This window comes from Pseudomonas sp. E6002, assembly GCF_013385565.1.
Classification (GTDB): domain Bacteria; phylum Pseudomonadota; class Gammaproteobacteria; order Pseudomonadales; family Pseudomonadaceae; genus Aquipseudomonas.
Genome location: NZ_JACAPT010000021.1, coordinates 1 through 23,396 on the forward strand (window position 1 = coordinate 1; position 23,396 = coordinate 23,396).

The following is a 23,396-nucleotide window of genomic DNA, read 5'->3' on the forward strand; positions in this document are numbered from 1 at the left end:
GGGTAAATCGGCAAGGATGCCGATTTAGCCGCGCCGGGCCATGGATGGCCCGTCGCGGCGGCCCGCGGAACCGGGCCGGAGTGCGGGCATGCCGAGCCTAAGCGAGGCACCGAGTGGTGGGGCAAAGACCTTTTGGTTACTTTTGGGGCGTTTGCCAAAAGTGACCCGCTGTAAGAGCGGAACCATAGGTGGCCGTTACCGCAGCAATGGACATGTACACAAACCAACCCACCGCAAATCAAGCATTCCCCGCCAACCTCAACCGAGCCGCCTGAGTAAAATCCAACATCCGTTTCAGCGGTCTAACCGCCTGCGGAATCACCGAAGGCTCAACAAAAATCTCATTACTCCCCTCACGCAAGCACTGCAGCGTGCGCTCCAGGGTATTCATCGCCATCCACGGGCAATGCGCACAACTGCGACACGCCGCCCCATTCCCCGCCGTCGGCGCCTCGACAAACACCTTGTCCGGGCACAGCTGCTGCATCTTGTAGAAAATGCCGCGGTCGGTGGCCACGATAAACGTCTTGTTCGGCAACCGCTGCGCCGCCGCAATCAACTGGCTGGTAGACCCCACCGCATCCGCCAACTCAATCACCGAAGTGGGCGACTCCGGATGCACCAGAATCGCTGCATCCGGGTACAACGCCTTCATGTCCTCCAACTGCTTGGACTTGAACTCCTCGTGCACGATGCACGCACCATCCCACAGCAACATGTCTGCACCCGTCTGACGCTGGATATAGGTGCCCAGGTGCTTGTCCGGCCCCCAGATAATCGTCTCGCCGTTATCCATCAGGCTTTCGACAATCTCCAGCGCACAACTGGAAGTCACCACCCAATCAGCACGGGCTTTCACCGCCGCCGACGTGTTGGCATAAACCACCACGGTGCGCTCAGGGTGCTGATCACAGAATGCCGAGAACTCATCCACCGGGCAGCCAAGGTCCAGAGAGCACGTGGCTTCCAGTGTCGGCATCAGGATGCGTTTTTCAGGCGTGAGGATCTTGGCCGTCTCCCCCATGAATCGCACGCCCGCCACCAATACGGTCTTGGCCGGGTGCGCCGCGCCGAAGCGGGCCATTTCCAGGGAGTCGGAGACACAGCCACCGGTTTCTTCGGCCAGGGCCTGAATCACCGGGTCGCAGTAGAAGTGTGCCACCAGCACCGCGTCCTGAGCCTTGAGCTCGGCGGCGATGGCGGCGCGGTAGCCCGCCTCTTCTTCGGCGCTCAGCACCTTGGGCTGCTTGGCGTCGAGGTGGGCTTGGACCAGAAGGCGTTCGGAAATTTGCGTCATGTTCGCAAGACCTGCAGGCGCAGTTGCGCGAAAGTCGAGTGTACCACCGGCTCTGGAGCCTTTCGGGCGCCGCCGGACGAAGTGATTGTGTTCATCAAGCACGGTGAAGCTGCGCAAGGCTACAGAATATCGAATGGTTTCAAAAGCCTAATCTGGGATTCGGCCAGGCATGAAAAAGGGAAACCCGGCCAGGGGTTTCCCTTTTTTACAACGACCGGTTTAACCGGGCAAAGCGGACGGATCGTCTTGCAGCAACGCCCACTGATGCATGTTCGCCAGGGCATCCTTCAGGATGGTTTCATCGGCGCCCTTGGCACTCTTGCCTTCCCGCGCCGCATATTCCAGCAGTACCAGGTAGTCGCGATGGCTGGTGGCCTCGTTCGGTACCACGCTGTCTTTAACCAGTCGAGCCATCTCGTATCGCTGGGTGCGGGTGTTCTGGCTGGCGCTTTGGTCCACGGAGGCGTTGGTCAGGAAGCCATCCTTGTAGGTGATGTTCGCCGCACTGCTGGCCTTGTCGTCGACCTGCACATAGAGGTAGTTCTGCGACTCGCGCCTGGTATCGAAAGCCGGCGGCTTCCCGCCATCCAGGCCCTGATGGAAACTGGCCTTGAGGCTTGATCGCTGGACCTGATCGATCGTGCGATTGGAGAGGTCATTGCCGCCGATGCGCGTTTTCTGGGAAATCCCATAGGCAAACGTATCGGTTTCCCCTGGGCGCGCCGGGTTGGGGGAGCTGGCCGCCTGGCTGATGGAGGCCTTGAAATCCGCCAGGCCCGTCAGCAGACCTTGATCTGCCGCGCTGCGGGTCAGCGGCGCAGGCGCTTTGGCGCCCTGCGGGTAGTTGCTGTTCATGGCGGTAAACGCATCCTTGAACATCGCCATCAGGTCAGCATCGGCTTTGCCCCGCGACTGGGCCTTGTCGAACTGGGCCAGGTAGCTTTTCAGCGCGATTGCCTGTTGCTTGGCGTTGCCGAGGATGCCGGCGTTCTTCAGATCGACCGAGAGATTCACTTCCCCCGCCGGGCTACTCATGCGCGTGGTGCGGCCCTGGCTGTCCGCATGGAATGCAAGCGTGAGGTCGTCAGTATTGCTCACTTTCAATTTGCCGCTGAGGTCCACCGAAGCCAATACGCTGGAATCAAACTGCGTCAGCTTGCTCAGCTCGAGTTTCGGCGGCTGGGCGGCCAGGCCGTCGATCGCGTCCTGGAAGGCTTCGCCCAACTTGGCGACTTCCTTGAGTTCGGCGGCGCTGAGGGCGCCACCGTCCACCTTCGCCTGCGCGGCCAAGCCTCCGAACTGGCTGGCCAGGCTGAAGGTGACGGTCTTGCCGCTGGCCGTCTTGACGGTCAGGCTGACCAGGTTGTCGGCCCTGCTGTGCAGCAGCGCCTGTTGAACCTTGAGTTCGGCGGGGCTTTGGGTCCTGGAAGAGCTGGTGCTCAGCGCCGACTGGGAAATGTCGGTACCGCTCTTCGCAAATTGTTCGATCAGGGTGGCGCCCAGGCCGCTGAAGCCTGTGCCTCTGGGCAGTGCAGGGAAATTCGTGCTGATCGCTTTGGTGACCGCATCGTCGCTGTCACTTTCCCAGGCATTGATCGGCCCATGGCCGGGCAATTGGCCGTTGCGGGAATACGTCTCGGCTTGAACGTCTACCGTGACATTGCCAAGGCTGACCACCGAGGAAGGTCGCACGGCAGCGGCGTCCGTTTCTGGCGCCTGCGTAGCTGGCGGGGTAACGGCGGGTCGATTGGTAAGGGCGATGGCCGAGCTGATCGGCGAAAGCGTAGTCATGACGATCCCTGTCTTGAGCTGGATTGCAGCCAATTTAACCAAGACAGGGAAGGTTTGGTAGCGCGACCGATACAATTGCTAGCAAAGAGCCATGTCAGAAAACTGACTCTTTGCCCTCTTCCGGTGCATCAGAAGCGGTAAGTCACCGAACCGCCGAAACCGTTGGCGCTGTTTTCATACTTGGCGTCGTAGGTCAGCGCCAGTTGCGGATTATTGTCGCGGACCTTGATCGGCTCTTCTTTCAGATAGGAATAAGCGACGTCGAAGGTCAGGTTATCCACTGGCGTCCAGCCAGCGCCCAAGCTGAACACCGTGCGATCGCCCGTAGGAATACGTACGGACCGGTCGGTGTTGTTGGTGGGCGTCTGGTCCACCGAAAAGCCGGTACGCAGCACCAGTTGCTTGTTCAACTGGTACGACAGGCCGATGGCGTGAGACCAGGTGTCATGCCAGTGCTGTTCTTCGGTGATGGAGTTCAGGCCGGCCAGTTCGGTGGCGAGGTCAGAGACGCCACTGTTGTTGATCGTAATCTTCTTCAACTGGCTCCAGCGGGTGTAGGTGCTGCCGACGTACAGGGTCCAGTCATCGTTGAGTTTATGGGTGACCGAGAAGTCCACGGACGACGGCGTGGTGACATCCAGCTTGGCGTCATACCGCTGCGGGCCGCCATCCACCAGGTCGGTGAGCACCCCCGAGGCGTTGGTTTTGCCCGACAGGTGATACACAACCTGCGAGTGGTAGGTCACACCAATGCGCGTGCTTTCAATCGGCTGCACCAGGATACCGGCGTTGAAACCGGTGGCGGTGTCGTCGCCCTTGACCTTTACGTTTTCCGTGCCGAGGCCAAATGCCGGGACCTTGGAGTCCAGTTCGCCACTGATACGGTTGAAGGTCGGACCGAAGCCCACCGAAACCTTGTCGTTGAAGGCATAGCTGACGGTTGGCTGCACGGTGATGACTTGAACCTTGCTTTTGTTGCCAAAGCCATTGCCCTGGAAGCTGTGTTCATAGTCGGTCACGAGGCCGAACGGCGCGTAGATTCCCAGGCCAAACGCCCAGTGTTCATCAATCGGCGTCACCAGGTAGCCCATCGGTACGGCGATGCCGGGGACCATATCGCCTTTGTTGGTGCCGGGGTTGTCCACGCCACCTTGGCTGGAGCTGGCATCCTTAATGTTCGACTTGGCATCCAGGTAGGTCGCCCCGATGCTCACTTCATTCTGCTTGAGGCGAGACATACCCGCCGGGTTGCCAAACACCGTGCTGGCGTCATCCGCGGAGGAGGAACGCCCGGCGTAACCGGTCCCCATTGAACTGATGCTTTGTTCGTTGAGGGCGAAACCACCGGCAAACAAGGAAGTGGAGGCAAGGGAAATCGACAGCGCCAAAGCGCTCTTGAAGAGTTTTTTATTCATTATTAGAACTCGAATTATTGGGCAGCGAGGGGAAGCTACCAATCTTCGAGCGGGCAAATTATGAAGAGTTTTTCATGCGCAAAATTGTCCGACAATCCTAGTTTTTTCAAGGACTTCGATGGTTTTTCCAGCACTTATTCAGACCCCGGAACCTGAATATGACTGACGGGTTTTAATCTCGCCGTCACGCTTGGAGCATGCCGGATTGCCTGCCATCGAATAAGCGTCAAGGCGCTGGTGATATAAGTGTCGCAATGACATGATGACGGCCATTTAACACGCGTGGCAGCACTCAAATGAATAGCACTATCGGGACGGGTCCTGAGACAAACAGCCCACCTGAATCTGGCGAGAGTGATTTGTCCGCCGCGGGCCTCAACCACAGCGAAGCCTTCACCGAACGCGTGCTTGCCAGCATCAACGATTGCATCAAGGTGCTGGACCTCGACGCCCGCCTGACCTTCATGAGCGAAGGCGGCAAGCAGATCATGGAAGTCAGCGACTTCAATGCGATCCGCGGCTGCCCCTGGCCCGACTTCTGGCACGACCAGGGCAATCTCGATGCCAAGGCTGCCGTTGAAGCCGCCAAGGCCGGTCGCAATGCCAGCTTTGTCGGCGCTGCCCACACCCTGGCCGGCAACCTTAAATGGTGGCACGTGAACGTCAGCCCGATCATGGGCAGTGACGGCCTGCCGGAGAAAATCCTCTGCGTGTCCCGGGACATCACGCCCCTGCGCGAAGCCGAAGAGTCCCTGCGCAAACTCAACGAGTCCCTGGAACAGCGGGTGGTCGAACGCACTCGCGATCGCGACCGTATCTGGCGCCTGTCGCCGGACCTGATGCTGGTGGCACAACTCGACGGTGTGATCTCCGCCGTGAACCCGGCCTGGACACGCATGCTCGGCCACGCCGAAAACGACCTGGTGGGCAGCCAGTTGCTGGCCCTGGTTCACCCCGACGACCTGGCCGTCTCATCCTCGGCGGTCAGCCGTTTGGGCGATGGCAAGAACTTCCCCAATTTCAAGAACCGTTACCGCCACCAGGACGGCAGCTACCGCATGATCGCCTGGACGGCCGTGCCCGACAGCGACTACATCCACGCCGTGGGCCGCGATATCCAGGCTGAGGAAGAAGCCAAGGAAGCCCTGCGACTGTCGGAAGACGCCCTGCGTCAGTCACAGAAACTGGAAGCCATCGGCCAGCTCACTGGCGGTGTCGCACATGATTTCAATAACCTGCTGACGGTGATCAAGTCCTGTGCCGACTTGCTCAAGCCACCTGCCCTGAGCGAAGCACGCCGCGTGAAATACGTGGAAGCCATCGCCAGCACGGTCGATCGCGCGGCCCGCCTGACGGCACAGTTGCTCACATTCGCCCGCCGCCAGGCTTTACGACCCGAGGTGTTCAACGTCGGCGAAAGTGTAAAGCGGGTGGGCGAGATGATGGACAGCCTGACCGGCTCGCGGGTCAAGGTAAGCATCCAGGTGCCTGACGACGCCTGCTTTATCAACGCCGACGAAAGCCAGTTCGATACCGCGCTGGTCAACATGGTGGTGAACGCCAGGGATGCCATGGCTGGCAACGGGCATTTGACCATCACCGTTTCGACGGCAACCTGGCTACCCTCGGTTCGCGCTCACCCGGTACGTGTCGCCGATTACGTGACCATCGAACTGGCGGACACCGGCTCGGGTATCCCGCCGGAAAAACTCGACGCGATCTTTGAGCCCTTCTACACCACCAAGGGTATCGGCCAGGGCACCGGCCTGGGCTTGTCCCAGGTGTACGGCTTCGCCAAGCAATCAGGCGGGGAAATCCTGGTACAGAGCGAGTGCGGCAGGGGTAGCCAATTTACGCTGTACCTGCCCAAGGTCGAGCCAAGTGCCATGCCGGTACCTCAAGACACCAGCGTTTCGCCCATCGTCTCAGGCTTGTGCGTGCTGATGGTCGAGGACAACGCCGATGTGGGCCTGTACACCTCGCAAACTCTGGAACAGATGGGCTTCCACGTGCTGTGGGTGCCGGATGCGAACAGCGCGCTGGAAGCCCTGGCTCCCAACCCGGAAAGCTTCCAGGTAGTGTTCTCCGATATCTCCATGCCCGGCATGAGTGGCCTGGAGTTGCTGGACGCAATCGAAGCCTTGTACCCATGGCTGCCGGTGGTGCTCACCACCGGCTACAACGATGAATACGCGCGTATCGCCCAGGAAGAGGCCAGCCGTTTTGTCTTGCTGCAGAAGCCGTATTCCACCGAGGTGCTGGCCCTGCTGCTGCAAAAAGTCGTCAAGAGCCGCCTGCCCCTGGTCGCACAAGGCTAGACCGCAGGCCGGGTCGTGTCCGGAACATTCCCCATCTCCAGGGCCAGATCCAGCCAGGCCCGCGCCGCCGGTGGCAAGTGCGCCTGTCGCCGCCAAGCCAGGGCGATGTGCCAATCAGTCTGGGGCTCGTCCAGCTGGATCAGGGCGATGCCGGCGTGCAGGTGTTTGTAAGCCAGCATGCTCGGTAGAAACGCGACACCCAGGCCTGCGGCAACCAGGTCGACGATAAAGTCGATCTGGGCACTGCGGGCGGTGATACGCGGGACTACGCCTCTGCGCTCGCAGGCTGTGAGAATGATCCGGTTAAGCGCAAACCCGGCCTCGAACAGAATAAAGGGCGAGTCAGCCAGGTCGGAAAAATCGACGCTTTTACGCCCGGCCAAAGGATGGTCGATCGGCATCACCACCATCAGTGGCTCGACGCGCACATCCTGATATTCAAATTCTCCCGCCACCGGTACCAGCAACGCGGCCAGGTCCACCTCCCCGGCCTCCAGGCATTCGCCCAACTTCTTGCTGCCATGCTCGATCAGCTCGATCTCGATTTCCGGATAACGCTGTCGATACAAGGCAAACATCGCCGCAAACAGCACCCCACTGCCCACCGGCGGCAAGCCGATGCGCAATACACCGCGCTTGAGCCCCAGCAAGTCGTTGATCTCGGCCACCAGGTCACTGCGCTCCGCCAGCAACACCAGCGCTCGGCGGTAGGCAATTTCGCCGGCGGCCGTGAGCTCGCTCTTGTGGCCGATGCGATTGAACAGCGGCGTGCCCAATTCATCTTCCAGAGTCTTGACCGCCTTGCTGACGGTAGACTGGGTGAGCGAAACCACCTCGGCTGCTTGTGAGAAGCTGCCCTGGCGAACTACTTCGACAAAGGCCAGCAACGTACGAAGGTTCATGAGTATTCCGTTTGCGACTTGATTCAAGTTGGAAAAGTTGTTTTTACCATGAAAGGCCTTTGTCTATCCTCACCCCACCGTTTTCTTCACTCGGGGCATCACTGTTCATGATCATTTCGTCTGCATCGGATTACCGCGAAGCCGCCCGCCGCAAACTGCCGCGTTTCCTGTTCGACTACATCGACGGCGGCGCCTACGCCGAACACACCCTCAGGGCCAACAGCTCGGACCTGTCGGATATCAGCCTGCGCCAGCGCATCCTGCGCAACGTCGAAAGCCTGAGCCTTGAAACCACGTTGTTCGACCAGCCATTGGCGATGCCGGTGGTCCTCAGCCCGGTGGGCCTGACCGGCATGTTTGCCCGGCGTGGTGAAGTCCAGGCGGCGAAGGCGGCAGCGAACAAGGGCATTCCGTTTTGCCTGTCGACCGTTTCCGTGTGCCCGATCGAGGAAGTGGCGTCCCAGAGCCCGCAATCGATCTGGTTTCAGCTGTATGTGCTGAAAGACCGCGGCTTCATGAAAAACGCCCTGGAGCGCGCCCAGGCCGCCGGGGTGAAAAACCTCGTGTTCACGGTCGACATGCCCACCCCCGGCGCGCGTTATCGCGACGCCCATTCGGGTATGTCCGGTGCCTACGGGCCGCAACGCCAAATCCTGCAGGCCATGACCAAACCGGCCTGGGCCTTCGATGTGGGCCTGCTGGGTCGCCCCCACGACCTGGGCAACATCTCCAAGTACCTGGGCAAGCCCACCCAACTGAAGGACTACATCGGCTGGCTGGCCAACAACTTCGACCCTTCCATCAGTTGGAAAGACCTGGAGTGGATCCGCGAATTCTGGAAAGGCCCGATGATCATCAAAGGCATCCTCGACCCACAGGATGCCAAGGACGCGGTGAGCTTTGGTGCCGACGGCATCGTCGTATCCAACCACGGCGGGCGCCAGCTTGATGGCGTGCTGTCCACAGCCAAGGCACTGGCGCCTATCGTACAAGCCGTGGGCAGCGATCTGACGGTGCTGGTGGACTCCGGCGTACGCTCGGGGCTGGACGTGGTGCGCATGCTCGCGCTGGGCGCCAAGGGCGTTCTGCTGGGCCGTGCACAGGCTTACGCACTGGCCGCCGACGGGCAGCGTGGCGTGGAGAACCTGCTGGATATCTTCGCCAAGGAAATGCGCGTGGCCATGACGTTGACCGGAGTCACGTCGATCGCCCAGATCGATGAGTCGATCCTGGTGCGCAGCCAGGGTTGATCAGTGCAGCGACCTCGGAACATCCCTTCCGGGGTCGCCCACAGATATTTCTAAATGTTTCTTCATAAAGCCAAACCGTCATTAAACAGACACATTTCAGGAATTAAATCGTCACGTCCCAGGCAGGTGGAGTCCTCCACCTGCCCCCTTCCTTTGAGGTGTCGTCGTGATGTTGCTGACCAAAAAGAGTCTGTCAGTGTTGTTCACTGCCCTGTGCCTGAGTGGTGTCGCTCACGCCACTGACGTCACGGGCGCAGGCTCCAGTTTCGTCTACCCGGTGCTGTCCAAGTGGTCCCAGGAATACAGCAAAAGCTCCAGTGACCGGATCAACTACCAGTCCATCGGCTCCGGTGGTGGTATCGCCCAGATCAAGGCGGCTACCGTGGACTTCGGTGCGTCCGACGCGCCGCTGTCGGCGGATGAACTGAAGGCCGGCGGCCTCGGCCAATTCCCAAGCGTGATTGGCGGCATCGTGCCGGTGATGAACGTCGAGGGCGTTGCAGCTGGCCAGCTGAAACTCGATGGTGATGTGCTGGCGAAGATCTTCCTCGGTGACATCAAGGCCTGGAACGACCCGGCGATTGCCGCCCTCAACCCCGGCTTGAAACTGCCGGGCGCGAATATCACCGTGGTCCACCGCTCGGACGGCTCGGGCACCTCGTACAACTTCACCAACTACCTCTCCAAGGTCAGTGATGGCTGGAAAACCAAAATCGGTTTCGGCACCACCGTGCCGTGGCCGGTCGGTGTGGGCGGCAAGGGTAACGAAGGTGTTTCGGCCTACGTGAAGCAGATCAAGAACTCCATCGGCTTTGTTGAATACGCCTACGCCCTGCAGAACAAGATGACCTACGCCTCACTGAAGAACGCGTCCGGCAAATTCGTCGAGCCCAACGCCAAGGCCTTCCAGGCAGCGGCTGATACTGCCGATTGGGCCAACGCCCATGACTTCAACCTGATCATGACCAACGCACCGGGCGAGAACGCGTGGCCGATCACGGCGACCACCTGGATCATCATGTACAAGCAGGCAAAAAACGTTGAGCAAAGCCAGGCCGCTTTCAACTTCTTCAAATGGTCGTTGGAGAAAGGTCAGCAGCAGGCTGCGGCATTGGACTACGTAGCGTTGCCCGATTCCCTCGTGACCCGGATCGAAGGTTACTGGAAGTCTGACTTCGCCCACTGATCCGCCTCTATAGCCCCCTTCCTCAAGCATCTGCATGCTTGATGGAGGCGGGTGAGCACTTCTGATATGAACGACACCGTGCAACCCTTGGTTATGACTACTCACGCAAGCGACGTGTCGGGTGATAGCCGCGCCGCTCGCGATCAGCGCCACGATCTGTGGTTCAAACGCTCGATGTTCGGGGCCGCGATGCTGGTGCTGCTGCTCTTGGCAAGCATCGCCGCCTCCACCCTGTGGGGCGGTGGCCTGGCCTTCAAGACCTTCGGTTTCGGTTTCATCACCAGCACCGAGTGGGATGCGGTCAACAACCACTTTGGCGCCCTGGTACCGATCTACGGCACCTTGGTCACCTCGTTGCTGGCGTTGCTGATTGCGGTGCCGGTGAGTTTCGGCATCGCGATTTTCCTCACCGAAGTGGCGCCGCCCTGGCTCAGAATGCCGGTCGCCTCCGCCGTTGAATTGCTCGCGGGCATTCCCTCGATTATCTATGGCATGTGGGGCCTGTTTGTTTTCGGGCCCTTTATGGCTGAACACTTGTCACCCTGGATCAATGACTACCTGGGTGCGCTTCCGTTTATTGGCTCGCTGTTCCAGGGGCCACCGCTGGGCATCGGGATGCTGACCGCCGGCATCGTGCTGGCGATCATGATCACGCCGTTCATCACGTCGGTGATGCATGAGGTTTTCCGCAGTGTGCCGACTCAATTGAAGGAGTCGGCCTACGCACTGGGCAGTACTACCTGGGAAGTGGTGTGGGACATCGTCCTGCCCTACACCCGTTCGGCAGTGGTCGGCGGGATCTTTCTCGGCCTCGGTCGCGCCCTGGGTGAAACCATGGCCGTCACCTTCGTGCTGGGCAACGCGCAACAGTTCTCCGCCTCGTTGCTGATGCCCAGCAGTTCCATCGCGTCCGTCATCGCCAACGAGTTCAGCGAGGCGTACACCGACCTGCATCGTTCGGCGCTGATCGCCCTGGGCTTCCTGCTGTTTATCGTGACATTCGTGGTGCTGGCACTGGCGCGGCTGATGCTCATGCGCCTGTCCCGCAAGGAGGGCCTATGAGCAGCAACGAACGCCTGTACCGCAAGCGTGCCTTGAAGAACCGGGTGGCCATGCTGCTCAGTTGTGGCGCGACAGTCTTTGGCCTGCTGTGGCTGGCGTGGATTCTGCTGACCACCATCATCAACGGCTTTCAGGCGCTCAACCTGCGCCTGTTTACCGAGATGACGCCGCCACCCGGAACAGACGGAGGCCTGGCCAACGCGTTTTATGGCAGCGCCCTGATGTCCGGGATTGCGCTGCTGATTGGCACGCCCATCGGGCTGATGGCCGGTATCTGGCTGGCGGAATTCGCACGGCACTCGCGCCTGGGTACCACGGTGCGTTTCATCAACGACATCCTGCTGTCCGCGCCGTCGATCGTGCTGGGCCTGTTCATCTACACCGGGGTGATCCTGCCGCTGAACCTGCTGACCAATCACCAGGTAGGTTTCTCCGCCATTGCCGGTGCCCTGGCGCTGGCCTTGCTGGTGATTCCGGTGGTGGTGCGCACGACCGACGAGATGCTCCAACTGCAACCTTCCACCATGCGCGAGGCGGCCCTGGCCCTGGGCGTACCCCAGTGGAAACTGACGTTGCAGATCGTGTTGAGAGCGGCCAAGGCCGGCGTGGTGACCGGCATTCTGCTGGCGCTGGCGCGGATTACCGGGGAAACCGCGCCGCTGCTGTTCACCGCCTTCGGCAACCAGTTCTGGAGCAGCAACCTGCTCAAGCCGATTGCCAGCGTGCCGGTGGTTATTTTCCAGTACGCCATGAGCCCCTTCGATGACTGGCACTCCCTCGCATGGGCAGGCGCCTTGGTACTGACGATGTTCGTGCTGGTGCTGAGCTTGCTGTCTCGCCTGATTCTTTTGCGCAATAGGTCCCACTGATGCAATCGACCCGCCTTGACCCTGAAAAAACCAAAATCCGTGTCCGTGGATTGGAGTTTTTCTACAACAACCAACGTTCGCTGAAATCCATCGACATCGACATTCCGGAAAAACGCATCACCGCGATCATCGGCCCATCGGGCTGCGGCAAGTCGACCTTGCTGCGGGTGTTCAACCGTATCTACTCGATGTACCCGAAGCAGGAAGCCCGCGGTGAAGTGCTGCTCAATGGCGAAAACATCCTCGCCCCCGGCTACTCGATGAACCGCCTGCGCAGCCACGTCGGGATGGTCTTCCAGAAGCCGGTGCCGTTCCCGATGTCGATCTACGACAACATCGCCTATGCCGTGCGTCACCACGAAAAGCTGTCGCGCCGGGAAATGGATGATCGAGTCGAGCAAGCCTTGCGCGGCGGCGCGCTGTGGGATGAGGTGAAGGACAAACTCAAACAAAGCGCCCAGAGTCTTTCCGGCGGACAACAGCAACGCCTGTGCATCGCCCGCACCATTGCGCTGCGCCCACAGGTATTGCTGCTGGATGAACCGACCTCGGCGCTCGACCCGATTTCCACCGGGCGCATCGAGCAGTTGATCACCGAGCTGAAAGAGCAATACACGGTGATCATCGTGACCCACAACATGCAGCAGGCCGCCCGGGTGTCGGACAGCACGGCGTTCATGTTCATGGGCGAACTGATTGAGCATGGCAATACGGATGAGATCTTCACCAAGCCGAAGATGAAACAGACCGAGGACTACATCACCGGGCGGTTTGGCTAGCTTTAACAAAAAAGCCGATCACTCTCTGTCGCGAGAGTGATCGGCTTTTTACTGGGCAAAAAAAAACCCGGAAATCCTCACTTGCGTGGGCCTTCCGGATTTTCTAAACCGCCAAAAATGGTGGGTCGTGTGGGATTCGAACCTACGACCAATTGGTTAAAAGCCAACTGCTCTACCAACTGAGCTAACGACCCGCTGTGTGGTGGCGCGTATAATACTGATTTCTAAGGATTATTCAACACCTTATTTAAAATAAATCAGAAATAACGCGTTGGGTCAGTAATTCCGGCCGCTTGGAAGCCCTCTGCACGCAGTCTGCAGCTGTCGCATTTCCCACAAGCGCGACCATCAGTGTCTGCCTGATAGCAGGAAACAGTCAGCGAGTAATCGACGCCAAGTCCTACGCCTGCCTTCACGATATCGGCCTTGCTACGGTTCTGCAGTGGCGCCAGGATGCGAAAGCCCTGCCCTTCTACACCGGCCTTGGTCGCCAGGTTGGCCATGCGCTCGAACGACTCGATGTACTCGGGACGGCAGTCCGGGTATCCGGCGTAGTCCAGGGCGTTGACGCCGATGAAGATGTCGCGGGCATTGAGCACCTCGGCCCAGCCGAGGGCCAGGGACAGCAAGACCGTGTTGCGTGCCGGCACGTAGGTCACCGGAATGCCTTCGCTGGGGCCTTGCGGCACGTCTATGGAGCTGTCGGTCAGCGCCGAGCCACCCATGCCGTCGAGATTCAGGCCGATCACCTTGTGCTCCACCGCGCCCAGGTCTCGGGCGACACGGGCGGCAGCGTTCAGTTCGGCACGGTGACGCTGGCCGTAGTCGAAGCTCATGGTGTAGCAGCTGTAGCCTTCTGCACGGGCCATGGCGACCACGGTCGCGGAGTCGAGGCCGCCGGACAGCAGGATCACCGCACGTTTTTGATCAGTCATCTCAGCGCCCCGGCTCATCGTTCCACAGGTACTTGTGCAGCTGCAGTTGCAGACGCACCGGAAGGTTGTCTGCAACGACCCAGTCGGCCAGGTCGCGAGCATTCAGGTCATGATGGCTGGGGGAAAACAGCACTTCGCCGGCCCGGCGGTCCAGACCATACTGGATCAGCTTGGAGGTCGCCCAGTCGTAGTCTTCACGGGAACAGATGACGAACTTGACCTGGTCGTTGGCCGTCAGCAGCTCAATGTTCTCGTAGCGGTTGCGGTGCACTTCCTTGGAGCCTGGGGTCTTGAGGTCGACGACTCGGCTGACCCGAGGGTCGACTGCAGAGATATCGAGGGCGCCGCTGGTTTCCAGGGACACCTCGTAACCGGCATCGCACAACTGCTTGAGCAAGGGAATGGCATTGGGCTGTGCCAGTGGCTCGCCACCCGTGACGCAGACATAACGCGGCTGGTAACCGGCCACCTGCTCAAGGATGTCTTCAAGGGTGCGCACGGTGCCGCCGCTGAAGGCGTAGGCGCTGTCGCAGTACTGGCAACGCAGCGGGCAACCGGTGAGGCGCACAAATACAGTGGGCAGCCCGGCAGTGCGCGTTTCACCCTGCAACGAGTAAAAAACTTCGGTGATACGTAATGTGTCTTGCATAGTCGCCACGGGCGTAACAGCTAAACAGGCTGTCCGCCTCCGTCAGGCACTTCAAGGAATTGCGCCAACGCGTAAACCCCAGGAAGCGTGTTTCATAAAAGGGCGTGGATTCTAACGAAAAAACCCGCGCAGGGCGCGGGTTTCTTCTGAACGGGTTGCGACGCTTACATGCGTTGCAGATCCCGCTGAGCCAACTGGGCCGCAGAGGTACCCGGATACTGGGCCACCACCTGCTGCAGAATGCCTTTGACCTTGTCGGTATGACCCAGGCGGCGTTCTACGTCAGCCAGTTTGTACAGCGAATCCGGCACCTTGGCGTGCTTGGGGTACAGCTGGCTGACCTTGGCAAATGCCTGGCCTGCGCCCTGCAGATCACCCTTGGCCAGGTTCACCTCACCCAACCAGTACTGGGCGTTGCCCGCGTACTGGCTGTTCGGGTATTTGCGCAGGAATGCGGTAAAAGCCTGGCTGGCCTTATCGAAATCCTTGGCTTTGATCAGGTCGAAGGCTGCATCGTAATACAGCTTTTCCTTCGCCGGATCACCCGGTTCGCTGCTGGCGGCAGGGGCTTGGCTGGCAGCCGCGGCCCCTGCCGCTGCACCACCGGCGGCGCTTGCGGCGCCACCGGCAGAAGAATTATCAGGAGTGGCGGCTGGTGTAACGCCGGCTCCAATGCGTCGATCAAGATCCTGGTAACGCTCCAGGCCTTCTTGCTTCAGCTGGTTCACTTGATTCTGCAGAACCTCAATCGTGCCTTGTTGCTGCGACAATTGATCCTGCATGCGTTGCAGCTGGTTGAACAGTTCGCCCTGTGCCGAAGGCGCGGCAGTTGCCGCGCCCCCGGCATAGGCGCCGTTCGTGCCATAACCCGCTGGCGGATAACTGCTCCCGCTATTGTTATAGCCAGAGTTGCTATCTTCCACAGGAACCGCAGCCCACACCGCAAGCGGTGCCAGGCTGAGAGCCAATACAGTTAGAGCACGACGGCACGTTCGCATGACGAATTACTTACGCAGTTCGACGCGACGGTTTTGAGCCCAGGACTGCTCGTCGTGGCCAGTAGCAACTGGACGCTCTTTACCGTAGGAAACCAGTTCCAGTTGGCCTGGAGCAACACCTTGCAGAACCAGGTAGCGCTGAACGGCTTTCGCACGACGCTCGCCCAGTGCCATGTTGTACTCACGAGTACCACGTTCGTCGGTGTTACCTTCCAGAACAACGCGAGCGCCGTTAGCTTTCAGGTCCTTCGCGTGAACGTCCAGAGCGCGCATGGCTTCTGGTTTCAGGTCCGAACTGTCGTATTCGAAGTAGAAAGTGGTGATAGCGCGCAGAGCAGCTTCTTCGCTCAGGGAGCCGTCAACTGCACCAGTGTTAGCGCCGTAACCAGCGTTTGGATCAACAGCTGCGCCTTCACCGGCATTGTCGCCGCCTTTAGACGAGCAACCAACGGCTACGGACAGAGCCAGAGCCAGAGCAGCAAACTTACCAAACTTCAGCATTTCCATCGTGAAACTCCTAATGAACCCCAGTGTGTTAAGTACTTCTTTTTGTAGCGCCGCGTCAGTTCAGGTAAGGGGACCAGGACGGTTCTCTGACTTCGCCTTGAGCGGTAGGAAGCGGGAGCCTTACGCGTCCATTAATGGACACGAGCATCAAGACTCCCCGGCCCTGCTGGCGGGTGGCGTAGATTACCATGGTGCCGTTGGGCGCAACAGTAGCTGACTCATCAAGGTTAGTATCTGTAAGGATTTTTACGGTTCCACGCTGCAAATCCTGGGCCGCAACCCGGAAATTAGTGAAACCATCCTGACGGTGAATCATCACCAACGTCTTTTCATCAGCCGAAAGCTTCGGTGCAGCGTTGTAGTTACCAATAAAGGTCACTCGTTCGGCGCCGCCGCCGTTGACGCTGGTTTTGTAGACTTGCGGCTTGCCGCCACGGTCGGAGGTGAAGTAGATGGTCGAGCCATCCTTGCCCCAGAACGGTTCGGTGTTGATGCCCGGGCCGCTGGTAACACGGCTCAGTTGGCGCGAAGCCATGTTCATCACGTAGATGTCCGGGTTGCCATCCTTGGACAAGACGAATGCCAGGCGTGAACCATCCGGCGACCAGGCTGGCGCGCCATTCAGGCCTTCGAAGTTGGTGATCTGCTCACGGCGACCGGTATCGATGTGCTGGACGAAGATCCGTGGACGCTTCTGTTCAAAGGACACGTAGGCGATACGCTTGCCATCTGGCGCGAAACGCGGCGACAGGATCGGCTCACGGGATTGCAGCAGCGTCACTGCACGCGCGCCGTCATAGTCGGAACGCTGCAAAGTGTAACGAGTGTTGTCTACCGAAAAACGCTCGGCCGTTACATAGAGCAAGCGCGTGGAGAAGGCACCCTTGATCCCGGTCAGTTTTTCAAACGACTGGTCGGAGATGTAGTGCGCCATGTCCCGCAGCTGATCCGTGGTGCCCGACACGCTGCCGGTTAGCACTTGCTGCTCGGTCGCGACGTTGAACAGGGTGTACTGGATCTGGAGGCGACCGCCGGCGGGCGTGATGCTGCCCACCATCAGGTACTGGGCGTTCAGCGCTTTCCAGTCACGGAAGATGACTTCGCTGGCCTGGGTCGGCTGGCTGATCATGTTGCCTTTGTCGATCGGTGCGTAGTAGCCGGAGTTGCGCAGGTCATCGCTGATGATCTGCGACATGTCGTCCGGCAGCACGCTGCCGCCCTGCCAGCCAAACGGCACAACGGCGATCGGGGTGGCCCGATCGCTACCGCTGGTGACCAGGATGTTCTTTTCATCCGCCGCCGCTATCCCTGCCATGCAGCAAATAACGACAAGCATTCCTCGAAGAAGGTTTCTCACAAGGCTAGATCCTCAGGTGTGAATGTCATCTTGAATGAACGGTAGGGAGCGAAGTCGCTTGGTTTCATTCCCTGCATCTCGGTCAACCGGCCAATGTTCTTGACCGCTGCTACCGCCGAACTGTCGAACGAACCGTCGCCACTGGACTTGGCCACGCTGACCGAAGTCACCGTACCGTCCGGCAACATGCCGATCTGCAGCACTACTGTCATGCCTTTACGTGCCGAAGGAGGACGGGTCCACCCTTCCGCTGCCCGTGAACGAATCAGGTCGTCGAAACTGCCCGCGACTTCATCACCACGTTCATCGGCCAAGGCTTGCTGGCGCTGCGGCGTGTCGGAAAGCAAATCGGCCAAGGCCTGGGCCTTTTTGTCTTCGGTCGATTTACGCGCTGCTTCCTGGGCCTTTTTCTTGGAGGCATCGGCAGCAGCTTTCTTCTTCGCATCGTCGGCGATCTTCTTCTTCGCCTCGTCAGCTTCAGCTTTCTTCTTGGCGTCGTCCGCGGCTTTCTTCTTCGCGTCTTCGACTATCTTTTTCTTCGCGTCTTCAGCGGCCTTTTTCTTGGCCTCTTCTTCGGCAGCCTTCTTGGCTTCTTCTTCAGATTTCTTCTTGGCTATATCAGCCAATTGTTTCTCTTCAGCCTTCTTGGCTTCGGCAGCTTTATCGGCTTTCTTGGCTTCATCAGCCTTTTGCGCCTCTGCAGCTTTCTTCGCCTCGTCAGCCTTTTTCGATTCCTCGGCCTTTTGAGCCGCCTCTTCTTTCTTTTGTTCCGCAGCAGCCTTCACCGCTTCCTGCTCGACCTTCTTCTGTTCCATCTGCTCGACTTCAGTCTGGCGCGCAGCCGACTTCTGGGCCTCACCCGCAATCTTCTGATTGGTCTGGGTGGTGGCCTGGCTTTTCGATTTCAGCTGATACAGGGTCGCCTGCACGATCGGCTTGGCTGGCGGCAGGTCCGGGGTCATGGCAGAGCTGACGAACAGCATGCCAAACACCAGGACGTGCAGGGCAATTGCCCAGACGCTAGGCCAGAAGTAGCTTTCCGAGGCGGACGGCTCTCGCTGTTGGTGCATCAGGGCGCCTCGGTAATCAAGCCAACATTACCGACCCCGGCCTTCTGCAGCCCGCCCATGGCGCCCATGACGGAGCCGTAGTCGACGACCTTGTCGCCGCGAATGAACACCTGGGTGTGCTTGCCACCTTCGTTGCCGGCGCGAATGATCTTGGTCACGGCATCAGTCATCTGCGGCAAGGTCATGGCCTTGTCCTGCTGTTTCTGAGTGTCGACTTCGCTGCCAAGGTTCCAGTAATAGGTCTTGTCAGCCTTGATCGAAATGGTCAGGACCTGGGTGTTGTTGTCCTGCGGCAAGGCTTCGCTGGAAACCTTGGGCAGATCAACCTTCACGCCCTGATTGAGCATCGGCGCGGTCACCATGAAGATAACCAGCAGCACCAGCATCACGTCGATGTAAGGCACTACGTTCATCTCGGCGACCGGCTTGCGCTTTTTGCGAGCTCGAGCGATTAAAGCCATTGGGAATTACCTGCTTATTCTTCGCTGGTGTGCACTTTACGGTGCAGGATCGCCTGGAATTCATCGGCGAAGGTGTAGTAACGGCTGATCAACGTTTCGCCACGAGCGGCAAAACGGTTGTAGGCGATTACTGCGGGAATAGCTGCGAACAGGCCGATGGCGGTGGCGATCAGCGCTTCGGCGATACCCGGGGCCACGGTGGCCAGGGTCGCTTGCTGGGCCTGGGCCAGGCCGCGGAAGGAGTTCATGATCCCCCATACGGTACCGAACAGGCCGATATACGGGCTGACGGAACCTACGGTGGCGAGGAACGGCAGGCTTTGCTCAAGCTTTTCTTCTTCGCGGGAGATGGCGACGCGCATGGCACGGGCCACGCCTTCCATGACCGCTTCCGGGTCAACGCCTGGCTGCTGGCGCAGACGGGAGAATTCCTTGAAGCCGGCGCGGAAGATCTGCTCGACGCCCGAATCCGGGTCCGGGTTGCTGCCCGCCTGGCGGTACAGCTTGGACAGGTCGATACCCGACCAGAAGCGCTCTTCGAAGCTCTCCAGGGCACGTCGACCAGCACGCAGCAGGTTGCTGCGCTGAAAAATCATGACCCAAGAGGTAACCGATGCGGCTACCAGGACCAGCATCACCAGTTGAACCACGACACTGGCATTGCTGACCAGGCTCCACATGGAGGAATGGTCGACGACGGTAGGTTCCACGCTAAATCTCCTGCTCTGAATGTTTACCCGCGCCGCTCACGCCGGCAAAGGCCGCGCGTAGAGTTTCGGGAATGGCCCGGGGTTTCAAACTATTGGTGCGAACACAGGCCACCAGGAACTGCCCCTCACAGAGCAGCGTTGCATCCGTAGCCCGCCTGACCTGCTGTTTAAAGCGCAGGCTGGCACGGTTCAATTCGGTTATTTCTGCGCTGACCAGCAGCTCGTCGTCCAGTCGCGCCGGCGCGTGGTAACGCGCCTCGCTGGAATGCACGACAAACAACAGGTCCTCCCCTGCCAGCTGGGATTGGGCAAAGCCCAGCTCCCGTAGCCGCTCGGTTCGAGCCCGCTCCATGAACTTTAGGTAATTGACGTAATAAACGATGCCGCCAGCATCGGTGTCCTCGTAATAAACGCGACAGCGATGTGCGAACGACTGATCCCCGTTTTGCGCGCGCATACTCTAGTGCTTACTCCTCAGGTTGCCAATCCGGCCAGGCAACTGTTTTTCATTCTGTGGCACATTTCTAACGAAAGAATGACGACGCCAGCCACTAGGACAGCACAAACTCCGAATAAATCGAATCGCCAAGCGTTTTTAATCGTCTACTGCATCGAGGAATTCGTCTACTACGGGCATCTCGCCCAATCGTGACGGAATGTTTAACCCAAAGTGCAGATACGCATGCCGGGTGACCACACGCCCCCTTGGCGTGCGCATGATGTAGCCCTGCTGAATCAGATACGGCTCCAGTACATCCTCAATCGTATGCCGCTCTTCGCTGATGGCGGCGGCGAGGCTGTCCACGCCCACCGGGCCGCCGTCGAACTTCTCGATCATGGTCAACAGCAGGCGCCGGTCCTGGTGATCAAAGCCATGCTCATCCACATCCAGCAGGTTCAGCGCCAGGTCTGCCACGGGCTTGGTGATATGCCCCTTGGCCCGCACTTCGGCAAAGTCGCGCACCCGGCGCAGCAGACGGTTGGCAATCCGCGGGGTACCACGGGCGCGGCGGGCGATTTCAAAGGCGCCTTCCGGGTCCAGGGGCAAGCCAAGGATGCTCGCCGAACGGCTGACGATGGTGGCCAGATCCGCCGTGCTATAGAACTCTAGACGTTGAACAATCCCGAAACGGTCTCGCAGCGGGTTGGTCAGCATGCCCGCACGGGTGGTCGCACCCACCAGCGTGAACGGTGGCAGGTCGAGCTTGATCGAGCGCGCCGCCGGGCCTTCACCGATCATGATGTCCAGTTGGAAGTCTTCCATGGCCGGGTACAGTACTTCCTCGACGATGGGCGAAAGCCGGTGGATCTCGTCGATAAACAGTACGTCGTGGGGCTCCAGGTTGGTCAGCAGCGCCGCCAGGTCGCCCGGGCGCTCCAGCACGGGGCCGGAGGTGGACTTGATCGACACGCCCATTTCCTGGGCGATGATGTTGGCCAGGGTGGTCTTGCCGAGCCCGGGCGGGCCGAAGATCAACGTGTGGTCCAGGGACTCGCTGCGCCCGCGCGCGGCCTGGATGAACAGCTCCATCTGCTCGCGCACGGTGGGCTGGCCGATGTATTCGGCAAGGCTCAGGGGGCGAATCGCCCGGTCCTGGATTTCTTCACGATCACGAGGCCCGGTGGCCGCGATCAGACGATCAGCTTCAATCACTTAAATCATTCCCTTCAGGGCGCGGCGGATCATGTCTTCGCTGCTCAGGTTCTTGTCCTTGATGGCTGACACGGCCTTGCTCGCCTCTTGCGGCTTGTAGCCCAGGGAGATCAGCGCGCTGACCGCATCGCTTTCAGCGCTGGCCACCGGCACACCCGGCGCATCAGGCTGGTTGGGCACCAGGGCAAACATGCTCGGCACAACCTCCCAGGCCTTGAAGCGGTCTTTGAGCTCCACCAGCAGGCGCTCGGCGGTTTTCTTGCCAACGCCCGGTACCTTGGTCAGCGCGGACGTGTCCTGGGCCGACACACAGCGCACCAATTCATCCACTTCCAGGCTCGACATCAGCGCCAGCGCCAGCTTCGGCCCCACGCCGTTGAGGCGGATCAGCTCACGGAAAAAATCCCGGTCACGCTTGCCAACGAACCCATAGAGCAATTGCGCGTCTTCGCGCACCACCAGGTGAGTGTGCAGGGTCAGCGGTTCACCGACCGACGGTAAGCGGTAGAGGGTGGTCATGGGCACTTCAAGCTCATAACCCAGCCCGTTTACATCCAGAATCAGGTGCGGTGGCTGTTTCTCAGCCAGGGTGCCGCGCAAGCGTCCAATCACGTTCGAATCCTTAAGAATCGGCTCAAATCAAGGCCTGGCCGGTAATAACGCGGGCATGCCGGCCGACAGCACAGGCCGTTCATGCACCCCACGCAGAATGAATGCGCTGATGCTATCAGAGACGCAGCCGGCCGCCACGACTGCGTGCGGTCCCCAAGCCATGGGGCATCAGGCTGGAACGGGTATGGGCATGGCAAATGGCAATGGCCAGGGCGTCGGAGGCATCGATTTGCGGTTTGGCGGTGAGTTTGAGCATGTGCATGACCATCATCATCACCTGCTCTTTATTGGCAGCACCGGTACCGACCACGGCTTGCTTGACCTGGGTCGCGGTGTATTCAGCGATCTCCATGCCCTCCTCGGCTCCGGCCACAATGGCCGCACCGCGGGCCTGGCCGAGCTTCAGGGCGGAGTCGGCGTTTTTCGCCATGAACACTTTTTCGATGCCCATGGTCACTGGCCCATAGGTCTGGATCACTTCACGCACGCCGCGATACACGATCTGCAAGCGCTCGGCCAACTCGCCGGCGCCGGTACGGATACAGCCCGACGCCACGTACACGCAGCCTCGCGGGGTCTGTTGGACCACGCCAAAGCCGGTGATTCGCGAACCGGGGTCGATACCTAGGATTAGAGTCATAACGCCTGCAGTTGGATAAAAAATTCTTGATATAGCCAAGATCAAAATGTGGGAGCGGGCTTGCTCGCGAAGGCGGTGTATCAGTCACCGTATTGACTGACTGACACGCCGCCTTCGCGAGCAAGCCCGCTCCCACATTAGATCTGCATCATCCTTCAGCCTAGCTGTTCAGCCACCGATTCCGGAATATCGGCATTGGAATAGACGTTCTGCACGTCATCCAGGTCTTCAAGCATGTCGAGCATCTTGAGTACCTTCTGCGCCCCGTCCAGGTCCAGCTCGGCGCTGGTGGTCGGCAGCATCACGATTTCCGCGTCTGTGCCTTTGAAACCAGCCGCTTCCAGGGCGTTACGCACCGAATAGAAGCCCGCGAACGAGGTGAACACGTCGATGGAACCGTCTTCGTTGGTCACCACGTCGTCGGCATCGGCCTCCATTGCCGCCTCAATCAGCGCATCTTCATCCACGCCCGGCGCGAAGGAAATCTGCCCCTTGCGCTCAAACAGGTAGGCCACCGAACCGTCAGTGCCGAGGTTGCCGCCACATTTGCTGAACGCATGGCGCACGGCAGCCGCGGTACGGTTGCGGTTGTCGGTCATGCACTCGACCATCACCGCCACGCCACCCGGGCCGTAGCCTTCGTAGCTCAACTCGACCATGTCGTCTGTATCGGCCGCACCGGCACCACGGGCCACGGCGCGGTCGATGATGTCGCGGCTCATGTTGGCGCCGAGGGCTTTGTCCAGGGCCAGGCGCAGGCGCGGGTTGGAACCCGGGTCACCGCCACCCTGGCGCGCGGCAACAGTCAGCTCGCGAATCCACTTGGTGAAGATCTTGCCTTTCTTGGCATCCTGACGCTCTTTGCGGTGCTTGATGTTCGCCCACTTGGAATGGCCAGCCATAACACAACTCCGAAATTCTGTAGAAACCTGTC

At 59.7% G+C, this 23,396-nt stretch carries 23 protein-coding genes and 1 tRNA gene; 6 read left to right on the top strand and 18 right to left on the bottom strand.

Going from position 1 to position 23,396, the window contains the following annotated elements:
- Positions 1-238 precede the first annotated feature (238 nt).
- From nadA to HX815_RS16670, 3 genes are all read right to left on the bottom strand, one after another.
- Entirely contained in the window at positions 239-1,297 is a 1,059-nt protein-coding gene (gene nadA / locus HX815_RS16660) for a quinolinate synthase NadA (protein ID WP_003209852.1), read from the bottom strand.
- A gap of 219 nt (positions 1,298-1,516) precedes the next feature.
- Positions 1,517-3,088, bottom strand: coding sequence for a lactate dehydrogenase (locus HX815_RS16665; protein WP_218168964.1), 1,572 nt, complete (start codon positions 3,086-3,088; stop codon positions 1,517-1,519).
- A gap of 128 nt (positions 3,089-3,216) precedes the next feature.
- The gene (locus HX815_RS16670; protein ID WP_003209847.1) at positions 3,217-4,503 is read right to left on the bottom strand and encodes an OmpP1/FadL family transporter; all 1,287 of its coding nucleotides are present in this window, start codon (positions 4,501-4,503) and stop codon (positions 3,217-3,219) included.
- A 359-nt stretch (positions 4,504-4,862) separates the two neighbouring features.
- On the opposite strand from HX815_RS16670, the gene HX815_RS16675 reads away from it, so the two are divergent.
- Entirely contained in the window at positions 4,863-6,821 is a 1,959-nt protein-coding gene (locus tag HX815_RS16675) for a PAS domain-containing sensor histidine kinase (RefSeq protein WP_177028598.1), read from the top strand.
- On the opposite strand, the gene HX815_RS16680 is transcribed toward HX815_RS16675, so the two are convergent.
- The gene (locus HX815_RS16680; RefSeq protein WP_003209844.1) at positions 6,818-7,723 is read right to left on the bottom strand and encodes a LysR family transcriptional regulator; all 906 of its coding nucleotides are present in this window, start codon (positions 7,721-7,723) and stop codon (positions 6,818-6,820) included. The two genes, HX815_RS16675 and HX815_RS16680, sit on opposite strands and share 4 nt — an antisense overlap.
- 107 nt (positions 7,724-7,830) lie before the next feature.
- Here HX815_RS16680 and lldD point away from each other — a divergent pair, with 107 nt between their 5' ends.
- The 5 genes from lldD (at position 7,831) to pstB (ending at position 12,869) form a co-directional block, all read left to right on the top strand.
- The gene (lldD, locus tag HX815_RS16685) at positions 7,831-8,973 is read left to right on the top strand and encodes an FMN-dependent L-lactate dehydrogenase LldD (RefSeq protein ID WP_003209842.1); all 1,143 of its coding nucleotides are present in this window, start codon (positions 7,831-7,833) and stop codon (positions 8,971-8,973) included.
- 169 nt (positions 8,974-9,142) lie between these two features.
- A complete protein-coding gene (gene pstS, locus HX815_RS16690; protein ID WP_102369780.1) occupies positions 9,143-10,159 on the top strand; it encodes a phosphate ABC transporter substrate-binding protein PstS in 1,017 nt (338 codons plus the stop codon).
- Between the two features lie 66 nt (positions 10,160-10,225).
- The gene (gene pstC, locus HX815_RS16695) at positions 10,226-11,221 is read left to right on the top strand and encodes a phosphate ABC transporter permease subunit PstC (protein ID WP_003209839.1); all 996 of its coding nucleotides are present in this window, start codon (positions 10,226-10,228) and stop codon (positions 11,219-11,221) included.
- On the top strand, positions 11,218-12,090 hold the full coding sequence (gene pstA / locus HX815_RS16700; RefSeq protein ID WP_003209837.1) for a phosphate ABC transporter permease PstA: 873 nt from the start codon (positions 11,218-11,220) through the stop codon (positions 12,088-12,090). The genes pstC and pstA overlap by 4 nt, the downstream gene beginning before the upstream one ends.
- Entirely contained in the window at positions 12,090-12,869 is a 780-nt protein-coding gene (pstB, locus tag HX815_RS16705) for a phosphate ABC transporter ATP-binding protein PstB (RefSeq protein ID WP_003209835.1), read from the top strand. The genes pstA and pstB overlap by 1 nt, the downstream gene beginning before the upstream one ends.
- A 118-nt stretch (positions 12,870-12,987) precedes the next feature.
- Here pstB and HX815_RS16710 read toward each other — a convergent pair.
- The 14 genes from HX815_RS16710 to HX815_RS16775 all read right to left on the bottom strand — a co-directional run bounded on the left by HX815_RS16710 (position 12,988) and on the right by HX815_RS16775 (position 23,364).
- A tRNA-Lys gene (locus HX815_RS16710) sits at positions 12,988-13,063 on the bottom strand.
- A gap of 63 nt (positions 13,064-13,126) precedes the next feature.
- Positions 13,127-13,804, bottom strand: a complete 678-nt coding sequence (queC, locus tag HX815_RS16715; RefSeq protein ID WP_177028599.1) for a 7-cyano-7-deazaguanine synthase QueC — start codon at positions 13,802-13,804, stop codon at positions 13,127-13,129.
- A gap of 1 nt (position 13,805) precedes the next feature.
- Complete coding sequence (gene queE, locus HX815_RS16720) at positions 13,806-14,453, bottom strand: 7-carboxy-7-deazaguanine synthase QueE (protein ID WP_102369782.1); 648 nt, start codon at positions 14,451-14,453, stop codon at positions 13,806-13,808.
- A gap of 164 nt (positions 14,454-14,617) precedes the next feature.
- On the bottom strand, positions 14,618-15,451 hold the full coding sequence (gene ybgF / locus HX815_RS16725; protein ID WP_023659229.1) for a tol-pal system protein YbgF: 834 nt from the start codon (positions 15,449-15,451) through the stop codon (positions 14,618-14,620).
- A gap of 6 nt (positions 15,452-15,457) precedes the next feature.
- On the bottom strand, positions 15,458-15,958 hold the full coding sequence (pal, locus tag HX815_RS16730) for a peptidoglycan-associated lipoprotein Pal (RefSeq protein ID WP_003209827.1): 501 nt from the start codon (positions 15,956-15,958) through the stop codon (positions 15,458-15,460).
- Between the two features lie 55 nt (positions 15,959-16,013).
- Positions 16,014-17,294, bottom strand: a complete 1,281-nt coding sequence (gene tolB / locus HX815_RS16735; RefSeq protein WP_032868196.1) for a Tol-Pal system beta propeller repeat protein TolB — start codon at positions 17,292-17,294, stop codon at positions 16,014-16,016.
- 17 nt (positions 17,295-17,311) lie between these two features.
- A complete protein-coding gene (tolA, locus tag HX815_RS16740; RefSeq protein WP_177028600.1) occupies positions 17,312-18,385 on the bottom strand; it encodes a cell envelope integrity protein TolA in 1,074 nt (357 codons plus the stop codon).
- Complete coding sequence (gene tolR, locus HX815_RS16745) at positions 18,385-18,837, bottom strand: protein TolR (protein ID WP_161635741.1); 453 nt, start codon at positions 18,835-18,837, stop codon at positions 18,385-18,387. Before tolR ends, tolA begins: the two co-directional genes overlap by 1 nt.
- 23 nt (positions 18,838-18,860) lie before the next feature.
- On the bottom strand, positions 18,861-19,556 hold the full coding sequence (gene tolQ / locus HX815_RS16750; protein ID WP_003209819.1) for a protein TolQ: 696 nt from the start codon (positions 19,554-19,556) through the stop codon (positions 18,861-18,863).
- Position 19,557: 1 nt separating this feature from the next.
- Complete coding sequence (gene ybgC / locus HX815_RS16755; protein WP_008432379.1) at positions 19,558-20,013, bottom strand: tol-pal system-associated acyl-CoA thioesterase; 456 nt, start codon at positions 20,011-20,013, stop codon at positions 19,558-19,560.
- 138 nt (positions 20,014-20,151) lie between these two features.
- Positions 20,152-21,210: a Holliday junction branch migration DNA helicase RuvB gene (gene ruvB / locus HX815_RS16760; RefSeq protein WP_003209815.1), complete on the bottom strand. Its 1,059-nt coding sequence runs from the start codon at positions 21,208-21,210 to the stop codon at positions 20,152-20,154.
- A complete protein-coding gene (ruvA, locus tag HX815_RS16765) occupies positions 21,211-21,822 on the bottom strand; it encodes a Holliday junction branch migration protein RuvA (protein ID WP_003209814.1) in 612 nt (203 codons plus the stop codon).
- A 115-nt stretch (positions 21,823-21,937) separates the two neighbouring features.
- Complete coding sequence (gene ruvC / locus HX815_RS16770) at positions 21,938-22,462, bottom strand: crossover junction endodeoxyribonuclease RuvC (protein ID WP_003209812.1); 525 nt, start codon at positions 22,460-22,462, stop codon at positions 21,938-21,940.
- A 155-nt stretch (positions 22,463-22,617) separates the two neighbouring features.
- Positions 22,618-23,364 carry a YebC/PmpR family DNA-binding transcriptional regulator gene (locus tag HX815_RS16775; RefSeq protein WP_003209810.1) on the bottom strand — a complete coding sequence of 249 codons (747 nt, stop codon included), beginning with the start codon at positions 23,362-23,364 and terminating at the stop codon, positions 22,618-22,620.
- Positions 23,365-23,396 lie beyond the last annotated feature (32 nt).